This window comes from Bacillus sp. FF-1, assembly GCF_028548245.1.
In the GTDB taxonomy this organism is placed as follows: Bacteria; Bacillota; Bacilli; order Bacillales; family Bacillaceae_G; genus Bacillus_A; species Bacillus_A paranthracis.
The window spans coordinates 339638-356311 of record NZ_JAQQGG010000001.1; the positions used below are offsets into that span (position 1 = coordinate 339638).

Consider the following 16674-nt stretch of genomic DNA (forward strand, 5'->3'; position numbering starts at 1 on the left):
GAAAAAAGAAGGGGCTGTCTCATAAGTCTCTTTCGAAGTAAGATCACATGAAATTGAAAAGGCAGAAACGTTATAAAATTAACATTTCTGCCCTTCACTTTTTATTCGATTTTGGCTAAAAAGCACTTTTTGGGACAGCCTCTTCTTGTATTATTCAAAGTTCGTTATCATAGTTCCAGTTTTATACCGATTGTTAGGATCGAAACGTAACAAATCTCCATAAATGAGTTTGTCGGAAAGTTTCAATTCTGTTTTTGCTTTTTCAATATTCGGTTGACATAATGAGATGTCTGCTTCTTCACCTGTGTTTCGTTTATAGCACATGTTTTTTGTATACACATAATCTTTCGAAACGAAGCTACCATCACGCATTACCATAAGTGGATCTTCTTCTTTAATAAATAAGTCAGTTCCAAATTCAACTGATTTATTTGTTTTAATACCAAGTAAATGAAGTAGCGTTGGTTTAATATCAATTTGACCAGACACTTTAGAAATGACTTTTCCTTCTTGACCAGGTACATGAATAATGAGAGGGACGCGTTGTAATTGCATAGAATCAAATGGTGTAATAGCGTCTTTCCCAAGGAACTGAGCCATAGCTGCGTTATGGTTTTCAGAAATACCGTAATGATCTCCGTAAATGACAATAACAGAGTTGTCATACAGTCCTTCTGCTTTTAATTGTTTAATAAATTGTTTAAGAGCTTCATCCGTATAACGAACGGTTGGGAAGTAACGGTTTACAACGCCACTTTCCGAATTAAACTCATCAACATATTGATCTTCTGGATTTAGAAGAAATGGAAAATGATTTGTTAAAGTAATGAATTTTGTATAGAACGGCTGTGGTAAGGATTTTAACTTTGGAATAGATTGTTCAAAGAACTCTTTATCTTTTAATCCCCAACCGACAGACATTTGTTCTGTGCCTACGTAATCATTCAAATTAAAGTAACGATCATATCCAAGTGCAGGATACATTACATCACGATTCCAAAACGCTTTATCGTTTGAATGGAAGACAGCAGAAGAATATCCGTATTTTTTTAATTGTTCGGGTGTAGCTGTATATTCATTTGTTGCGTGAGTAAAGAATACAGAACCGCGGTCTAACGGATAAAGTGAATTTTCAACGATAAATTCAGCATCAGAAGTTTTACCTTGTCCTGTTTGATGATAGAAGTTATCGAAATAAAAACTATCTTTAATAAATTCGTTTAAAAATGGAGTAATTTCTTTTCCATTTATTTTTTTATTAATAACAAAACTTTGTGTAGATTCCATTGAAATCAAAATGACATTTTTACCTTTTGCAGATCCAAATAAGTTCTTATCAACTTGCTTATCTTTTGAGTCTGTATAGTTTTTAATTTCAGAGAACCCGTCCCCACTTGCAAATACACGTTCAGCTGAAGATTTTGATTGCAGTGTAATATCAAATAGATGATATGTGTATAAACCTAAATTTTTCACGACAGTTTGACGATCGAATGAGCGTGAGAACATTTGTGGTTTATAAATAACAGAAACAACAATTTGTAGTGCTAATAGAGCTGTTACACCGCTAAAGAAAGTTCTCTTCTCAGAGCGAGAAAGCGGCGTTTTGTCGCAAAATGATGGGAATTTACGCGAAAGAAACATTAAGATGATCGCATCTGCGAATAACAGTAATGTTTTATACGTAAAGAGTTCTTTTATACTCGTCCCTAAATCAGCCATATTATTTGTTTGAAATAATACTGGGAACGTAACGAAATCGTTATAAAACCCATAAAACATTGCATTTCCAAATAAAATGAATGACAGTATAAAACTAATTCCAACTATAATGCGATTTCGGTGTTTAGATGCAAATAATGCAAAACCGAAAAATAAAAGTAACGCAGCTAGTGGATTCATAAAAAGCATAAATTCTTCAAAGAAATTATCAATTTTAATATCAAACGCTAGCTTGTACACAATATATGTTTTTATCCATAATAAAACGACTGCAACGAGTGCGAATCGCAGTTTTGGAAACAGACGTTGTAGCATAATATACTCCTCTCCTAAAAAGCATGACGGTTCTTGTGGGCCTATTTGATTAGCACCTCATTTTATATATACGAACAGTCCTTTATTATTATGTTTATTATACTATGAGTATCATTATACGAAAATAAAAGAGAGTTGTGGACTTTTTTATAACAATTGAGTAGAAAAAGGGCAGTAGGAGACAATAAAATGGAGTGTCTATGTATGATTATTATCGTGCGCGGAAAGAATCGTGTAACAATACGGAGGTTATAATGCGAAAATTATTATATTTTATAGTATGCAGTAGTGTTATACTTTTTGCTTCACCAAGTGTGTCGGTAGCAGAGTATGATGCACCTCTTATGGAAGATGCCCTTTATTCTGTGTTATTTCCGAAAATAAATAAAGCAATCGAAAAACAATATGGGAGCTTGAAGCCTTATCAATGCCCGAAAATTATTAGTTTAAAAAAAGTGTATAGCGGTACATATTTATTTCAAGCGAGTATTGAAGTGACTAAGTATGAACGTGTTGCAGGGAAAATTGCGCCACCATTTGAGAAGGTAACGATTACATTTAATAACGAAGAAGGTGAATGGGAAGTGACAAAGGTTTCAGTAAAGCGCTTACCAAACGATACGAAACTAAACTGTAAAAAAGCAATATAAAAAATTGTTTGACAAATAAAATGGTCCTTTGGTATTGTTAATAGCAACAATTAGATGTTTGAAAATTAAATAGACTTACCTCATCTACTCTCAAAGGTAGAGGCCGCGATAGGAAAGAGTAAGCTATGGGAGATTTAATGGAATCTGTGATCATAGGTTGAAAGGGACTATTGCCGAAATATAAGAATAACCATCTTATTCATATATTGGGACTGCATTGAATAAATGTAGTACTGTCATAAGATTTATTTTATGGAGAGCTATTTGGAGATGTTGATGCGGTTTCTTATTTTGAGGAGATAACAACTCGTTTATTTTTTCAATATATATTTTTCCTAATAAGAAACGCGTGTGAACATTGTTCCGCGCGTTTTTTGTCTATCTAAAAGCGTGCTGCAATGAATAGAAGATTGGGGTTATGAGTTTTAGAGGAAATAAGGGAGGAATTCAAATGTATTTACACGGCACAAGCCGAATCAATGGGCAAGGACACTTAGAAATTGGAGGGTGCGACACGACGCAGCTAGCAAAACAATATGGAACACCACTTTATGTATACGATGAAGAGTCAATTCGAGGAAAGTGCCGCGCGTTTCATCGTGCTTTTAAAGAAAGTGGGTTCTCTTATCAAGTAGCATATGCAAGCAAGGCGTTCTTGTGCATGGAGATGTGCCGAGTAGCTCGTGAAGAGAATATGTCATTAGATGTTGTTTCTGGAGGAGAATTATATACTGCACTACAAGCAGGATTTCCTGCATCGCGCATTCATTTTCATGGCAATAACAAAACAGATGAAGAAATTGTGATGGCTCTTCAGGCGAATATTGGTTGTTTTGTCGTAGATAACTTCTTAGAATTAGAAATTTTGCATGATTTAGCAGTGCAACATGGGAAATTTGTGAACATATTAATTCGTGTAACGCCCGGAGTAGAGGCGCACACACATGAATATATTACAACAGGTCAAGATGATTCAAAATTTGGATTTGGCGTGTCAAATGGTCAAGCGATGCAGGCAATTGAGCTTGCTTTACAAAAATCAAATTATAACGTGTTAGGAATTCATTCACATATCGGATCACAAATATTTGAAACGGCTGGCTTTGTGCGAGCGATTGAAGTTCTTCGTCAATTTTTAGAAGCAGTGAGAGAGCGAACAAACTATGTAGTAAAAGTGCTAAATGTAGGGGGAGGATTCGGAATACGCTACACAGAGTCCGATACACCATTAACTCTTGAGACGTATGTGCGAGCTGTAACAAGTGCGGTGAGAGAACAATTTACGTTATGTAATTATCCATTGCCAGAAATATGGATTGAACCAGGCCGTAGCATTGTAGGTGATGCTGGAACGACACTTTATACAGTCGGATCTGTGAAGGACATTCCGGGTATTCGGAAATATGTATCAGTGGATGGTGGGATGACTGATAATTTAAGACCTGCTTTATATAACGCTCGTTATGAAGCGATGTTAGCGAATCGAGGGAATGATGAGAACGAGGAAGTTGTTTCGATTGCAGGGAAATGCTGTGAGAGTGGAGATATGTTAATTTGGGATATTACTTTACCGAAGGTTGCCTCTGCCGATTTACTAGCGATTTCTTGTACAGGGGCATACGGGTACTCGATGGCGAATAATTATAATCGGATTCGTAGACCAGCTGTCGTCTTCGTGAAAGGCGGTACATCACAAATTGTTGTAGAGCGCGAAACATATGAAAATATTATTGGGAACGATCGCATACGTATTAAAGAACTTGTTTAAATGAGGAAAAAGGAGTTGTTCGGATGGGCAATTCCTTTTTTGTAAAATAAAATAATTAAAATATATCGGAAAACTAGGATTGAAAAAAATCAGAATTATGATAAAATACAAATACAAAGCTTATCAAGAGAAGCGGAGGGAACTGGCCCGGCGAAGCTCGGCAACCTGCTTATAGAAAGCAAGGTGCTAAATCCAGCAAAATGGAATCCATTTTGAAAGATAAGGTAAAATATATTACCGAACAGTCTTTTCGAAATGGGAAAGATTTTTTTTATGAATAAAAAGGGGGGCTGTTCGCGTGAGCGTACGGGAACATTTTGAGGAAGTATCTGAGAAAATTGAAGCGATGCTTGCTGATATGAAATATGGTTCAATTACAATTGTTGTGCAAGATGGAAAAGTCATTCAATTAGAGAAAAGTGAAAAAGTACGTTTAAAGTAAAAAGCGCTGACTAGAAAAACTAGAGGCGGTTTTAACCTATTTCATTAGGTTAAAACCGCCTTTTTGCTTTTACAGGGGGAAAAAACATGTTGACGTATGAAACGTGGGAAGAAAATGATGTTTTATTTTCAGAAGAAGATGAAACAAAAGGCGCGTTATCTGTATTGAGTTGGGCTTATAAAGAATATAAAAGTGAAATTGTATACGCATGTAGCTTCGGAGTGGAAGGGATGGTACTACTGCATCTTATTAACCAAGTAAATCCATCTGCTAAAGTTGTATTTTTGGATACAAATGTTCATTTTCAAGAAACGTATGAATTAATTCAAAAAGTGCGGGAACGATTTCCTTCATTAAATATTATAGAAAAACAGCCAAAACTTACACTTGATGAACAAGCTAACTTGCATGGTAACAAGCTATGGGAAAGCAATCCTAATCTTTGTTGTAAGATTAGGAAAATTTTACCGTTAGAAGAATCATTAGCGAATGAAAAAGCGTGGATCTCGGGGTTGAGGAGGGAACAATCAGAAACGCGTAAGCATACAAAGTTTATAAATCAAGATCATCGCTTTCAATCTATTAAAGTTTGTCCGCTCATTCATTGGACGTGGAAAGAGGTATGGCGATATGTATACAAGCATAGCTTGCCGTATAACCCATTACATGATATTGGATATCCAAGTATTGGGTGTGAGAAGTGTACGTTGCCTGTAGGAGAGGGTGGCGATTCAAGAGATGGTAGATGGGCTGGGAAAGTGAAAACTGAATGTGGTCTTCATTATCAATAAGATGAATCTTGAAATAAAACTAAGAGGGGATATAGAACATGAGTACAGTAAACGAATTAGTAAACCGTGTAGACGAGACATATGACGTATTACAAATTGAAAAAGAAATTGGGCTAGATAACATTGCGTTAAGTGATTTAGAACTATTAGCAACAGGGGGATATAGCCCGCTTACTGGTTTTTTAGGAAAGAAAGATTATGATTCGGTTGTAGAAACGCTTCGTTTAGCTAATGGGAGCGTTTGGAGTATACCAATTACATTACCAGTAACAGAAGAAGTAGCAGAGACGCTAAAAGTTGGAGAGGAAGTAAAACTTGTTAACGGTGGAAACGTATATGGTGTCATTCAAATAGAAGATATTTTTGTGCCTGATAAGGAAAAAGAAGCGTTACTAGTATATAAAACGACGGATGAGGCTCATCCGGGAGTGAAAAAATTATATGAACGACCGAATGTTTATGTCGGTGGGGCTATTGTTCTTACGAAACGCTTTGAAAATAATCCGTTTCCTTCTTATCATTTAGACCCAATTGAAACGAGAGAAGAATTTAAAAAACGTGGTTGGAAAACAGTAGTAGGATTTCAAACGAGGAACCCGGTGCATCGTGCCCATGAATACATTCAAAAATCTGCTCTTGAAATTGTAGATGGACTCTTTTTAAATCCACTCGTTGGGGAAACGAAGTCGGATGATATTCCAGCTGATGTAAGGATGGAAAGCTATGAAGTATTACTTCAAAACTATTATCCGAAAGATCGTGTCTTTTTAAGTGTATTTCCTGCGGCAATGCGTTACGCAGGACCGAGGGAAGCAATATTCCATGCGTTAGTTAGAAAGAATTTTGGATGTACCCACTTTATTGTAGGGCGCGATCATGCTGGGGTAGGAGATTATTACGGAACTTATGAAGCACAAGAAATTTTTACAAACTTTACAGTGGAAGAGTTAGGGATTACACCATTATTTTTTGAACATAGTTTTTACTGTACGAAATGTGAAGCGATGGCTTCGACAAAAACATGCCCGCACGGAAAAGAAGATCATGTTATTTTATCGGGTACGAAAGTAAGAGAACTATTAAGAAACGGTGAGATTCCTCCAAGTACATTTAGTCGTAAAGAGGTAGTAGAGGTACTAATTAAAGGTTTGAAAAAAGAAGTAGTAACAGAATAGGGAGAGAATGAAATGGATACGAATATTACTTGGCATACAGCTTCTGTTTCAAAAGATGAGAGAAGAGTGAAGAATGGGCATCATAGTTTTGTAATTTGGTTTACTGGTTTATCAGCGTCGGGTAAATCTACAGTAGCAAACGCGGTTGCTCGTAAACTATTTGAAAAGAATATTGGAAACTATGTACTAGATGGAGATAATATACGCCACGGTTTAAATAAAGACTTAGGCTTTTCTGAAAGTGATCGTATGGAAAATATAAGACGGATTGGCGAAGTGGCGAAGTTATTTGTAGATCAAGGGACTGTTGTTCTTACAGCGTTTATTTCACCGTTTCGAGTAGACCGAAAACAAGTTAGAGATCTATTAGCTGCAGATGAATTTATAGAAGTGTTTGTAAAATGTCCAATTGAAGAGTGTGAGAAACGTGATCCGAAAGGGCTTTATAAAAAAGCAAGAAAAGGTGATATTAAAGACTTTACAGGTATCGATTCACCGTATGAGGAACCAGAGAAAGCGGAATTAATTGTACAAACGCACAAGTATTCTATTGAAGAATGTGCAGAACAAATCGTGAAATACTTACAAGAGCGTAGTTTTATATAGGGGGATAAAAAATGAGTTATGAAAAAGTATGGGCTAACAATGAAAAATTAAATCAAACTGAGAAAAATAAATTAAAAAAAGATGGATTGGAAATCTTTGATGATATTCCTTACTATGCAGAGAATGGCTTCGAATCTATTCCGAAAGAAGAGTGGGACGCATTCAAATGGGCAGGGTTGTATTTACAAAGACCGAAAGAAGCGGGTTATTTTATGATGCGCGTAAATATTCCTTCTGGAATTATTACGAATGCACAGGCAGAAGTGCTTGCTTCTATCGCTGAGGATTATGGACGTGACGTAATCGATATTACGACAAGACAGGCGATTCAGTTTCATTGGTTAGAAATTCATCAAATTCCAGATATTTTTAAAAGGTTAGCAAGAGTTGGGTTATCTTCAGCTGGGGCGTGTGGTGATATAACGCGTAATATTACGGGAAATCCACTTGCTGGCATTGATGCAAATGAATTATTTGATACAACGCATATTGTGAAAGAGGTATATGACTACTTCCAACATAATGAAGAGTTTTCTAACTTACCACGTAAATTTAAAATGTCTATTAGTTCTAACATTTATAACGCAGCAAACGCAGAGATTAACTGTGTTGCATTTACACCTGCTACGAAAGAAATAGATGGTGAGAAAAAAGTTGGTTTTCATATAAAAGTAGGCGGTGGGTTATCGGCTCGTCCATATTTAGCTGATGAATTAGATGTATTCGTTTTGCCAGAAGAAGTGAAGGCGGTAGCGATTGCAATTGCTACGATATTCCGTGATTTTGGATATCGTGAAAAACGTCATTTAGCTCGTTTGAAATTTCTTGTTGCAGACTGGGGAGCAGAGAAGTTTAAAGAGAAACTAATAGAATATACAGGACCATTACAAAGTAAAGGAGAAAGTGCTCTTAAAGGCTGGAATGCGGGATACTTTTATGGTGTCCAAGACCAAAAACAAGAGGGACTAAAATATGTAGGTTTTAATGTGCCGGTAGGACGCCTACATGCAGAAGAAATGTTTGAGATTGCAAGAATTGCTAAACAATATGGAAATGGACAAATTCGTACATGTAATTCACAAAACTTCATTATTCCGAATGTTCCGCCAGAAAATGTAACTGGCTTGCTAAATGAGCCGTTGTTTGAAGCGATATCAGCAAATCCGAAATCGTTTATTGGTCACGCGGTTTCTTGTACTGGTATTGAATATTGCAATCTTGCTTTAGTAGAAACGAAAGAAAGATTACGAAAAATTGCCGAATACTTAGATACGCAAATTGCACTCGATGTTCCGATTCGTATTCATATGGTAGGATGCCCGAATTCATGTGGTCAACGTCAAATTGCTGACATTGGATTACAAGGTGTAAAAATGAAAACGAAGGAAAAAGGAATTGTTGAAGCCTTTGAAATATATGTAGGTGGAACGTTGTTAGATGGTGGTGCTTATAATCAAAAGTTAAAAGGAAAAATAGATGGCGAGGATCTACCTGATGTACTCGCATCATTTATAAGTTATTTCAAAGAAAATAAATTACCAGCTGAAACGTTTTATGATTTTGTAGGCCGTGTTGGTGTAGAGACATTACAAACAGCGTTAAATAACGTGTTAGAAGAAGTAATAGCGTCTTAGGAGGGACAATATGGATTTATATCGATTTGAAGCTGTATTAGAGAATAGTATTGTTCCAATTGTTGTTGTTGCTGAAAGTGAAGAAAAGGCATTTAAGATGGCGGAGATTGAACTTGAAAAACATTTTTTACCGTTACCAGAAGTAAAGGAGATTGCTTTATTTGAAAAAAAGAAGATTCGAAAAAGCGCAGCCTTTGTTATTCATGAGTAAGGAACATTGAAATATGAAGAAATGAAAACTTCCATTCCTATATAAGGATGGAAGTTTCACTTTAATAGTAGAAATGAGGAGAGATGATGGGAAAAGTATATATCGTTGGAGCGGGCCCTGGTGATCCAGATTTAATTACTGTAAAAGGATTGAAATGCATTGAGAAAGCAGATGTTATTTTATACGACCGTCTCGTGAATAAAGAATTGCTTTCTTATGCAAAGCCTGAAGCGGATTTAATTTATTGCGGAAAACTACCAAATTATCACACGATGAAGCAAGAGACAATTAACACGTTTCTTATCAAATATGCGAAAAAAGGAAAAATTGTAACGAGGCTAAAAGGTGGGGATCCATTTGTATTTGGTAGAGGGGGAGAAGAGGCCGAAGCGTTAGCAAAGCAAGGTGTACCGTTTGAAATTGTTCCTGGTATTTCAGCTGGAATAGCTGCACCTGCTTATGCGGGTATCCCAGTGACACATCGTGATGCAAGTGCAAGTTTTGCTATTGTGACAGGGCATAGAAAAGAAGATGCTGAAGAGGAAGTGAAGTGGGAAAATTTAGCGAAAGGTGTAGAGACTTTAGCTGTATATATGGGGGTTAGCAATTTACCCTACATATGTGAGCAACTGATAAAGCATGGAAAAGATAAAAGTACGCCTGCTGCTATTATTGAGCGGGGAACGACATCTATGCAGCGCACAGTTGTTGGGACGTTAGGAACAATTGTAGATGTTGCGAAAAAAGAACAAATCCAAAATCCAAGCATGATTGTAATTGGAGAAGTCGTCCGTTTTAGAGAAAAAATTCATTGGTTTGAGAAACAGACAGAAAGTACGTATCAAGTAAGTGGAGTGTTATAAAATGAAAGCCATCTTATATATATGTCATGGAAGTCGCTTGAAAGCAGCGAAAGAAGAAGCGGTTGCATTTATTACGTCATGTATGAACCGTGTAGAGGCAAGTATTCAAGAAATTTGTTTTTTAGAGTTAGCGAGTCCAACTATTGATGAAGGCTTCCGTACATGTGTGAAGCGTGGTGCTACAGAGATTATTGTTATTCCAGTTTTTTTATTAGCGGCAGGTCATGTGAAAAAAGATATTCCGTTTGAATTGGAAAAGTTAACTAATCAATTTTTGAATGTTAAAGTGACCTATGGTAATCCGTTTGGTGTATCAGAAACACTTGTTAAATCGGTGTATAGCGGAAGTGGCATTGAACAGGAAGATAAGAATGAAGTGACGTTACTTCTCGTTGCAAGAGGGAGCAGTGATCCTGAAGTACTAAAAGATATAAACTGGATCGCTTCTTTATTTCAAACGGAAGAGAAAATTAAAAAAGTAGAAGTTTGTTATTTAGCAGCTGCCGAGCCGAAATTTGAGGAGAAGTTAAAGGAAGTTGTAGAACGAAAAGAAAAGAATATCGTTGTACTGCCTTACTTGTTATTTACAGGTTTGCTTATGAAGCATATTGAAAAAGAAGTACGCCAATATGAGCTAGATGAGATAAAAATAAGTCCATATTTAGGGAAGAATGAAGCGTTTCAGTATATGTTAATTCAGAAAACGAAGAAATTATTGAAGGGAGATCAATATGTATCCACTTACAGTGCGAGTTGAGAAGAAACGTGTTGTTGTCATTGGTGGAGGGAAAGTCGCGGGATTCAAAATTATTCCTTTACTCAAACAAGGTGCAGATATAGTCGTGGTAAGTCCTGAATTGGATGCAAATTTAGTGAAACTGGTAGAAGAAAAGAAAATTCGTTGGTATCAAAGGGAGTATGAAAAAAGTGATATTAAAGACGCCTTTTTAGTTGTTGCAGCGAGTAGTGATGCTGTATTGAATGAACAAATTGCTGAAGATGTCGCAGAGAATCAATTAGTAAATGTTATTACGAATCCGGAAAGTGGTAATGTTCATTTTCCGGCAGCGATTCATCGTGGATTACTGAATGTGGCTGTTTCTACTGGCGGAGCGAGCCCAAAACTTGCAAAAAAAATTCGAGATGATATCGCAAATAAATATGATGAGACGTATGAATCGTATCTTGATTTTTTATACGAAGTTAGAATAAAGGTGAAAGAATTACAAATAGAGAAAAGAGAGAAAAATATATTGTTGCAAGAGGTATTGAAGTCGATATATGTTCAAAATGAACAAAAAAGAGAATTTTTTTTACAAGAATTAGAGAGAAGAGTTCATATAGGATAATGAGTAAATTGTACTTTACAACTATAAAAATATAATTTATAATCACAAGTAACTTCAATAGATGAAATCGATGAGCAAGAAGAGTATGTATATTTGATACGTTCAGAGAGCTGGGGTAAGGTGTGAGCCCGGTACGATAAGATATACAGAATGGGCTTGCGAGAGGTATGTTGAACATTGTAGTAGGCAACCCGGGTTCCGCCGTTAAAAGGATAGAGTATCGGAGTTTTTCCTGTACTTGAACAAGTGGGATTTATCAATCCAATTGAGGTGGTACCACGGTATTAACATTACATATATCGTCCTCTACATGCATATTTGCGTGTAGGGGACTTTTTTATTTTCTAAAGGAGGTGTGCGAGTATGAAATGAAAGTGTATAATTGATAAAAGTTTAAATATTCAGAAAAGGGGAATTTATGATGAAAGAAACACAGCAATGGACGTCGAAAATAGGCTTTGTACTCGCAGCAGCCGGAGCCGCAGTAGGTCTTGGTGCAATATGGAAATTTCCATATGTTGCAGGTAATGGCGGGGGAGGCGCATTCTTCCTTGTATTTTTACTATTAACTTTATTTATAGGTATGCCACTCCTTTTAGCTGAATTTGTTATTGGACGTAGTACGCAAAAAGAGGCAGTTACAGCGTATAAAGTATTGGTGCCAAATAGCAAGTTATATCCTTGGATTGGTCGTATGGGAGTTGTTACTTGTTTTAGTGTACTATCTTTTTATAGTGTTGTAGGTGGATGGATTTTACTTTACTTATACTATAGTGTGACAGGAAGTTTCTGGAATGGAGTGACTGATTATGGGCAATTATTCGGTGAGACGATTTCAAATCCAGTAAGCGCGATTGGAGCGCAATTTGTCTTTATGCTTTGTACGATTTTTGTTGTAAGTAAAGGTGTAGAGAAAGGGATAGAAAAAGCAAGTAAGTATATGATGCCGCTATTATTTATTTTGTTTATTGCAATTATTGTTCGTGCGTTAACACTGGATGGTGCTTTTGCTGGGGTAGAGTTCTTCTTAAAACCAGATTTTTCAAAGCTGACAGCAGATACGATTTTATACGCGATGGGACAATCATTCTTCTCGCTAACAGTTGGGGCCTCGGTAATGGTCACGTATAGTTCTTATTTGAAGAAAGAAGAACATTTAGCAAAATCAGCAACATCTATTGTAAGTTTAACTGTTTTTATTACAGTACTTGCAGGATTAGCGATTTTTCCAGCGATTTTCGCATTAGGTGTTAAGCCGACTGAAGGACCGGGGTTACTATTTATCGTCCTTCCAGCGGTATTTGCGAAAATACCATTTGGACAATTTTTCTTCATTATGTTTTTGGTGTTATTCTTCTTTGCAACGCTAACATCTGCGATTTCCATGCTTGAAATTGTAGTAGCATCTGTTGCGAAAGATAATGAGAAAAAGCGTCCGTCAGCATCATTATTAATTGGTATTCTAATTTTTGCGGTTGGAATTCCGTCAGCGTTATCGTTTGGTATTATGAGTGATGTGAAAATATTTGGGAAAACATTCTTTGACTTAGTCGACTTCTCAGTAAGTAACGTATTGCTGCCGTTAGGGGTACTAGCTATTTCGCTATTCGTACCAAATAAAATGAGTAAAGAAATGTTAATGAAAGAATTAGAAGTTACGGAAACGAAAGGGAAAACATTATTTAATATTTGGTTCTTCTTACTTCGTTATGTTATTCCAGTAACTGTAATTATTGTATTTTTAAATGTGATAGGTGTATTTAAAATGTTTGCATAATAAAAAGACGGAGATTTCTCCGTCTTTTTATTATGTTGTAGGTGTATTTAGTAAGCGATTATATGCTTTGTAGGCTGTGATGACTGCGAGGAATGATCCGATTAAAAATAAAACTGAGCCACCAAATGTAAATATCCGGCCAATAAAAGTCTCTCTAGCTTCTTGTATTTCTTGCTGTAATTGTGTATTCATATAATTCACCCCGTAAACTATAGGCATTTAGTTATAGTCTATGTAGAATGCCTATAGTGTGTGAAGTGGAAATAAAAGAACTCGGTATGCACCGAGTTTTTTTATAATCCTATATAAGGAGATGGATCAACTGCGTTTGTCTTGCCGACATTCCATTCTCCCAGATGAAGTTCGAAGTGTAAATGTTGTCCGTATGATTGGCCAGTATTCCCCATAAATCCAAGTTGAGTTCCTTGTTTTACAGTTTGTCCATTTGATACAGAACGGCTACTCATATGAGCATATACTGTTGTATATGTTTTTCCGTTAATACGGTGAGATAAGTACACAACATTTCCGTAACTAGATGATAATTCTGAGCGAATAACAACGCCATCTGCAGCGGCAATAATTGGAACAGTTCCTGAAGCAGCGATATCGATTCCTTTATGGTTATCTATAGAGCGTACGCCAAAACCAGAAGTTTTTGATCCAGCTGCTGGTTTAATAAATCCTCCGATGTTTGTATCGTGTGGTGTTGGGACCGCTTGAGCTGTTTGAGCAGATGTAGCAGCTTGTTTACGAGCTTCTTCCGCCTTGCGAGCTTCCTCAGCTTTACGAGCTTCTTCTGCGCGTTTTTCTTCTTCAATTGCCTTTTGAACAGCTTGACGCTGATTTTCTAAAATGCCTTTAGATTCTTCTAATCCTTCAATCTCTGAATCTACTTTTGCTACTTTCGTATGTAGATCGCTAATAAGAGTTTGTTGCTGTTGTTGGTTGTTTTGTAATTCTTGTTGTTTTTGTTCTAATTTTTGCTCGGATTCTTTCAGTTGTTGCTCTTTTTTCTCAACAGCCTCTTTTTCTTTCGTCACAGCATCTTGGTCATTTGTTTGTTTTTTCACAATATCAGTATCATTATTTAAAATTAAACTGACAGAGTACATATTATCAACAAGATCAGCAATGTTTGCAGAATTTGTTAATACTTCCGTAATGATATTTGTGCGAGGTTTTTCTTGCATAGATTGCAGTCGTTGCTTAATAACTTCCTGACGCGTATCTATGTTTGTTTGTAATTGCTCTATATGTTTCTTTTTTTCAGTAATTACTTGTTGTGTCTTACTAATTTCTTTTTTTGTATCGTTTAATTCAGCTTCGTTTTTATTAATAGAAGTAGTTAAATCGTCGATTTTCTTTTGTAATTCTTGAATTTCTTTTTCTATTTGTTCTTTCTCGGCTGATTTATTTTGTAAGTCATTTTGTTTTCCTTCTAATTCAGATTGAATATTAGATAATTTATCTTGATTCGTTTCAGCGTATGCGGGTGAAAGTAACGGGGAAGCAAAAATCGTTCCTGCTGCTAAAACGCTGAACGCTACAAATTTCTTTTTCATGGTTGTCTGGCTCCTTTCCCTATGAATGTTATATATCATAAGAAGAAGAGTGTCTATCGTTGTAACCATAATGTAAAGAAAATTTTATAAAATTACTAAGTTTTGTCGGAATTTATCATTTTTTTACGGTAATTGTAATGGTGATTCTCTTTCTTAATTTGTGTAACAAAGGTGTGTTCTGGATTACGTTTTGTTAAATAAAGGAATAAATAGGTCTATTTTATGTAGTGAAATTTAATTTGGAAACTCAATAAAATACTAGTAAGGAATCGTTCTCATGTTAGGTTTTCTGACATGGGTTTTATTTTTGTCAAGAAAATTATTTGCGTTCGGGCAAACTTATTTTGTTGTCAGATTTTAAATTTTGATTTATGATTTTTAACAGGGACAAAATGTAGTGAATTGTCGAATAATATGTAATACTCTTAATTTCAAGTTTTATAGATATAGAATGAGAGGTAGAGTGACACATCGAAGAGGGGGTTACAACAAATATGAAAAGAATAGGACTTGCATGGCAAATATTAATAGGACTTGTGCTTGGTATTGCGGTTGGTGCGATTTTCTTTGGCAATCCAGCAGTGGTGAGTTACTTACAACCAATTGGTGATATTTTCATCCGACTAATTAAAATGATTGTAGTACCGATTGTTGTAGCAAGTATTGTTGTTGGGGTTGCTGGTGTTGGCGATGTTAAAAAATTAGGTCGACTAGGCGGAAAAACAATTATTTACTTTGAAATTATTACAACAATTGCAATTATTGTCGGTCTATTAATTGCGAATATTTTCCAACCAGGAAAAGGCGTAAATATGGAGCAGTTAACAAAGACAGATATTTCGAAATATACACATACGACAGAGCAAGTACAAAGTCATTCGTTTGCAGATACATTTGTAAATATTGTTCCAACAAACATTGTAAAGTCATTAGCTGACGGAGATATGCTTGCTATTATCTTCTTCTCTGTATTATTTGGTTTAGGTGTAGCAGCAATTGGTGAAAGAGGAAGACCGGTTCTTCAATTTTTCCAAGGTGTAGCTGATGCGATGTTTTACGTAACAAATCAAGTTATGAAATTTGCACCATTTGGTGTGTTTGCACTAATTGGAGTTACAGTTTCTACATTTGGTCTTGCTTCGTTAATTCCATTAGGGAAATTATTAATTGTAGTATACGGGGCAATGATTTTCTTCGTTGTAGTTGTCTTAGGACTTACAGCGAAAATATTTGGAATTAACATTTTCCAATTCTTTAAGATTTTAAAAGACGAGCTGATCTTAGCATATTCTACAGCGAGTTCAGAAACAGTTTTACCGAAAATCATGGAGAAGATGGAGAAGTTCGGTTGTCCGAAAGCAATTACATCTTTCGTTATTCCGACAGGTTATTCATTTAACTTAGATGGATCAACTTTATATCAAGCAATTGCGGCTATTTTCTTAGCGCAAATGTATGGTATTGATTTATCCATTACACAACAAATTACATTATTGCTTGTATTAATGGTTACATCAAAAGGTATCGCAGGTGTACCAGGCGTATCGTTCGTTGTATTATTAGCGACACTTGGTACAGTAGGTATTCCACCTGAAGGTTTAGCGTTTATTGCAGGTATTGACCGTATTCTAGATATGGCTCGTACAGCAGTTAACGTTGTAGGTAACTCTTTAGCAGCTGTAGTTATGTCTAAATGGGAAGGTCAATATGACGCTGAAAAAGGACAAGCCTACTTGAAAGAAATTTCTAATAAGCAAGCAGCTTAATTATAATTTGAACAAGCTCTCACATAATATGTGGGGGCTT

At 35.9% G+C, this 16674-nt stretch carries 16 protein-coding genes, 2 riboswitches and 1 other annotated feature; of the genes, 13 read left to right on the forward strand and 3 right to left on the reverse strand.

Annotation, left to right across the window (positions count from 1 at the left end; all coding sequences use genetic code 11):
* Positions 1-150: 150 nt before the first annotated feature.
* Complete coding sequence (locus PQF83_RS01860; protein ID WP_000941734.1) at positions 151-2037, reverse strand: LTA synthase family protein; 1887 nt, start codon at positions 2035-2037, stop codon at positions 151-153.
* A gap of 200 nt (positions 2038-2237) precedes the next feature.
* Here PQF83_RS01860 and PQF83_RS01865 point away from each other — a divergent pair, with 200 nt between their 5' ends.
* The 12 genes from PQF83_RS01865 (at position 2238) to PQF83_RS01920 (ending at position 13303) form a co-directional block, all read left to right on the forward strand.
* Positions 2238-2687: a DUF3888 domain-containing protein gene (locus PQF83_RS01865; protein ID WP_002163720.1), complete on the forward strand. Its 450-nt coding sequence runs from the start codon at positions 2238-2240 to the stop codon at positions 2685-2687.
* A gap of 89 nt (positions 2688-2776) precedes the next feature.
* Positions 2777-2958, forward strand: a riboswitch (Lysine riboswitch).
* A 180-nt stretch (positions 2959-3138) separates the two neighbouring features.
* On the forward strand, positions 3139-4455 hold the full coding sequence (lysA, locus tag PQF83_RS01870; RefSeq protein ID WP_000280637.1) for a diaminopimelate decarboxylase: 1317 nt from the start codon (positions 3139-3141) through the stop codon (positions 4453-4455).
* Positions 4456-4572: 117 nt separating this feature from the next.
* Positions 4573-4681, forward strand: a riboswitch (SAM riboswitch).
* Positions 4682-4753: 72 nt separating this feature from the next.
* On the forward strand, positions 4754-4897 hold the full coding sequence (locus PQF83_RS01875; protein ID WP_000116161.1) for a YezD family protein: 144 nt from the start codon (positions 4754-4756) through the stop codon (positions 4895-4897).
* A gap of 86 nt (positions 4898-4983) precedes the next feature.
* Entirely contained in the window at positions 4984-5688 is a 705-nt protein-coding gene (gene cysH, locus PQF83_RS01880) for a phosphoadenylyl-sulfate reductase (RefSeq protein WP_000958982.1), read from the forward strand.
* Between the two features lie 38 nt (positions 5689-5726).
* Positions 5727-6863, forward strand: coding sequence for a sulfate adenylyltransferase (gene sat, locus PQF83_RS01885; RefSeq protein WP_000108788.1), 1137 nt, complete (start codon positions 5727-5729; stop codon positions 6861-6863).
* 12 nt (positions 6864-6875) lie between these two features.
* On the forward strand, positions 6876-7469 hold the full coding sequence (gene cysC / locus PQF83_RS01890; RefSeq protein WP_000380508.1) for an adenylyl-sulfate kinase: 594 nt from the start codon (positions 6876-6878) through the stop codon (positions 7467-7469).
* Positions 7470-7480: 11 nt separating this feature from the next.
* The gene (locus PQF83_RS01895; protein ID WP_000119628.1) at positions 7481-9103 is read left to right on the forward strand and encodes a nitrite/sulfite reductase; all 1623 of its coding nucleotides are present in this window, start codon (positions 7481-7483) and stop codon (positions 9101-9103) included.
* Between the two features lie 10 nt (positions 9104-9113).
* Positions 9114-9314, forward strand: a complete 201-nt coding sequence (locus PQF83_RS01900; protein WP_000366909.1) for a DUF3906 family protein — start codon at positions 9114-9116, stop codon at positions 9312-9314.
* 86 nt (positions 9315-9400) lie between these two features.
* Positions 9401-10177 carry a uroporphyrinogen-III C-methyltransferase gene (cobA, locus tag PQF83_RS01905; RefSeq protein ID WP_000521270.1) on the forward strand — a complete coding sequence of 259 codons (777 nt, stop codon included), beginning with the start codon at positions 9401-9403 and terminating at the stop codon, positions 10175-10177.
* 1 nt (position 10178) lies between these two features.
* Positions 10179-10934: a sirohydrochlorin chelatase gene (locus tag PQF83_RS01910; RefSeq protein ID WP_000644366.1), complete on the forward strand. Its 756-nt coding sequence runs from the start codon at positions 10179-10181 to the stop codon at positions 10932-10934.
* Positions 10909-11526 carry an NAD(P)-binding protein gene (locus tag PQF83_RS01915; RefSeq protein WP_000283342.1) on the forward strand — a complete coding sequence of 206 codons (618 nt, stop codon included), beginning with the start codon at positions 10909-10911 and terminating at the stop codon, positions 11524-11526. The genes PQF83_RS01910 and PQF83_RS01915 overlap by 26 nt, the downstream gene beginning before the upstream one ends.
* 61 nt (positions 11527-11587) lie before the next feature.
* Positions 11588-11836 (forward strand) — a binding site (T-box leader).
* Positions 11837-11947: 111 nt separating this feature from the next.
* The gene (locus PQF83_RS01920) at positions 11948-13303 is read left to right on the forward strand and encodes a sodium-dependent transporter (protein WP_000665448.1); all 1356 of its coding nucleotides are present in this window, start codon (positions 11948-11950) and stop codon (positions 13301-13303) included.
* Positions 13304-13333: 30 nt separating this feature from the next.
* Here PQF83_RS01920 and PQF83_RS01925 read toward each other — a convergent pair whose 3' ends face one another.
* Together PQF83_RS01925 and PQF83_RS01930 are read right to left on the reverse strand one after the other, a co-directional pair.
* Positions 13334-13495: a hypothetical protein gene (locus PQF83_RS01925; RefSeq protein ID WP_001095993.1), complete on the reverse strand. Its 162-nt coding sequence runs from the start codon at positions 13493-13495 to the stop codon at positions 13334-13336.
* 101 nt (positions 13496-13596) lie between these two features.
* Positions 13597-14868: a murein hydrolase activator EnvC family protein gene (locus PQF83_RS01930; RefSeq protein WP_000726432.1), complete on the reverse strand. Its 1272-nt coding sequence runs from the start codon at positions 14866-14868 to the stop codon at positions 13597-13599.
* Between the two features lie 494 nt (positions 14869-15362).
* Between PQF83_RS01930 and gltP the strand changes: the two genes are divergently transcribed.
* Positions 15363-16634, forward strand: coding sequence for a glutamate/aspartate:proton symporter GltP (gene gltP, locus PQF83_RS01935; protein ID WP_000821149.1), 1272 nt, complete (start codon positions 15363-15365; stop codon positions 16632-16634).
* The last annotated feature ends 40 nt before the right edge of the window (positions 16635-16674 follow it).